The organism is Aeromonas sp. s9, assembly GCF_040907765.1.
GTDB lineage: Bacteria > Pseudomonadota > Gammaproteobacteria > Enterobacterales > Aeromonadaceae > Aeromonas > Aeromonas caviae.
In genome coordinates, this window is record NZ_JBFOCK010000001.1 from 1 (window position 1) to 2,929 (window position 2,929).

Annotated in this window: 1 rRNA gene; it reads right to left on the reverse strand. The window is 53.5% G+C overall.

From position 1 onward, the window contains the following. Nucleotides 1-19: 19 nt before the first annotated feature. Nucleotides 20-2,908, reverse strand: a 23S ribosomal RNA gene (locus tag AB5Y54_RS00005). Between the last annotated feature and the right edge of the window lie 21 nt (nt 2,909-2,929).

Sequence of the window (2,929 nt, forward strand, 5' to 3'; positions counted from 1 at the left end):
AACACTTCTTGGGTGTTGTATGGTTAAGCCTCACGGGTAATTAGTATGGGTTAGCTCAACGTATCGCTACGCTTACACACCCCACCTATCAACGTTGTGGTCTCCAACGGCCCTTTAGGACCCTCAAGGGGTCAGGGATGACTCATCTCAGGGCTCGCTTCCCGCTTAGATGCTTTCAGCGGTTATCGATTCCGAACTTAGCTACCGGGCAGTGCCACTGGCGTGACAACCCGAACACCAGAGGTTCGTTCACTCCGGTCCTCTCGTACTAGGAGCAACTCCCTTCAATCATCCAACGCCCACGGCAGATAGGGACCGAACTGTCTCACGACGTTCTGAACCCAGCTCGCGTACCACTTTAAATGGCGAACAGCCATACCCTTGGGACCGACTTCAGCCCCAGGATGTGATGAGCCGACATCGAGGTGCCAAACACCGCCGTCGATATGAACTCTTGGGCGGTATCAGCCTGTTATCCCCGGAGTACCTTTTATCCGTTGAGCGATGGCCCTTCCATTCAGAACCACCGGATCACTATGACCTACTTTCGTACCTGCTCGACCTGTCCGTCTCGCAGTTAAGCTGGCTTATGCCATTGCACTAACCTCCTGATGTCCGACCAGGATTAGCCAACCTTCGTGCTCCTCCGTTACTCTTTGGGAGGAGACCGCCCCAGTCAAACTACCCACCAGGCACTGTCCGCGAGCCCGATTCAGGGCCCTGCGTTAGAACATCAAACATACAAGGGTGGTATTTCAAGGACGGCTCCAGCGCAACTGGCGTCACGCCTTCAAAGCCTCCCACCTATCCTACACATGTAGGTTCAATGTTCAGTGCCAAGCTGTAGTAAAGGTTCACGGGGTCTTTCCGTCTAGCCGCGGGTACACCGCATCTTCACGGCGAATTCGATTTCACTGAGTCTCGGGTGGAGACAGCATGGCCATGGTTACACCATTCGTGCAGGTCGGAACTTACCCGACAAGGAATTTCGCTACCTTAGGACCGTTATAGTTACGGCCGCCGTTTACCGGGGCTTCGATCAAGAGCTTCGCTTGCGCTAACCCCATCAATTAACCTTCCGGCACCGGGCAGGTGTCACACCCTATACGTCCACTTTCGTGTTTGCAGAGTGCTGTGTTTTTGATAAACAGTCCCAGCCATCTGGTCACTGCGACTCCCGACAGCTCCATCCGCAAGGGACTTCACCATCAAGAGCGAACCTTCTCCCGAAGTTACGGTTCTATTTTGCCTAGTTCCTTCACCCGAGTTCTCTCAAGCGCCTTGGTATTCTCTACCCGACCACCTGTGTCGGTTTGGGGTACGATGACTTGTAATCTGAAGCTTAGAGGCTTTTCCTGGAAGCAGGGCATCAATGGCTTCCGCACCGTGGTGCGTTCGTCTCGTGTCTCAGTGTTGTGTCTCCGGATTTGCCTAGAAACACCACCTACGCACTTTCACCAGGACAACCGTCGCCTGGCCCACCTAGCCTTCTCCGTCCCCCCATCGCAATTACAAGTCGTGCAGGAATATTAACCTGCTTCCCATCGATTACGCCTTTCGGCCTCACCTTAGGGGTCGACTCACCCTGCCCCGATTAACGTTGGACAGGAACCCTTGGTCTTCCGGCGAGGAGGCTTTTCACCCCCTTTATCGTTACTTACGTCAGCATTCGCACTTCTGATATCTCCAGCATGCCTCTCGACACACCTTCGCAGACTTACAGAACGCTCCCCTACCACTCACGCTTAGCGTGAATCCGCGGCTTCGGTGCCTGGTTTGAGCCCCGTTACATCTTCCGCGCAGGCCGACTCGACTAGTGAGCTATTACGCTTTCTTTAAATGATGGCTGCTTCTAAGCCAACATCCTAGCTGTCTGAGCCTTCCCACATCGTTTCCCACTTAACCAGAACTTTGGGACCTTAGCCGGCGGTCTGGGTTGTTTCCCTCTTCACGACGGACGTTAGCACCCGCCGTGTGTCTCCCGGATAGTACTTACTGGTATTCGGAGTTTGCATGGGGTTGGTAAGTCGGGATGACCCCCTAGCCCAAACAGTGCTCTACCCCCAGTAGTATTCGTCCGAGGCGCTACCTAAATAGCTTTCGGGGAGAACCAGCTATCTCCGAGTTTGATTGGCCTTTCACCCCCAGCCACAGGTCATCCCCTAACTTTGCAACGTTAGTGGGTTCGGTCCTCCAGTTGATGTTACTCAACCTTCAACCTGCCCATGGCTAGATCACCCGGTTTCGGGTCTACACCTTGCAACTAGACGCCCAGTTAAGACTCGGTTTCCCTACGGCTCCCCTATACGGTTAACCTCGCTACAAAATGTAAGTCGCTGACCCATTATACAAAAGGTACGCAGTCACCCCGAAGGGCTCCCACTGCTTGTACGTACACGGTTTCAGGTTCTATTTCACTCCCCTCACAGGGGTTCTTTTCGCCTTTCCCTCACGGTACTGGTTCACTATCGGTCAGTCAGGAGTATTTAGCCTTGGAGGATGGTCCCCCCATATTCAGACAGGATGTCACGTGTCCCGCCCTACTCGATTTCACATCAAGGTTGTTTTCGTGTACGGGGCTATCACCCTGTATCGCCGGCCTTTCCAGGACCGTTCCACTAACTTCCAAGATGCTTAAGGGCTAATCCCCGTTCGCTCGCCGCTACTGAGGGAATCTCGGTTGATTTCTTTTCCTCGGGGTACTTAGATGTTTCAGTTCTCCCGGTTCGCCTCGCTACGCTATGTATTCACGCAGCGATACCTAGCTTATGCTAAGTGGGTTTCCCCATTCGGAAATCCGTGAGTCGTAATGTCTCTTACCGACTGCTCACGGCTTATCGCAGGTTAGTACGTCCTTCATCGCCTCTGACTGCCAAGGCATCCACCATGTACGCTTAGTCACTTAACCATACAACCCCAAGAAGTGTCG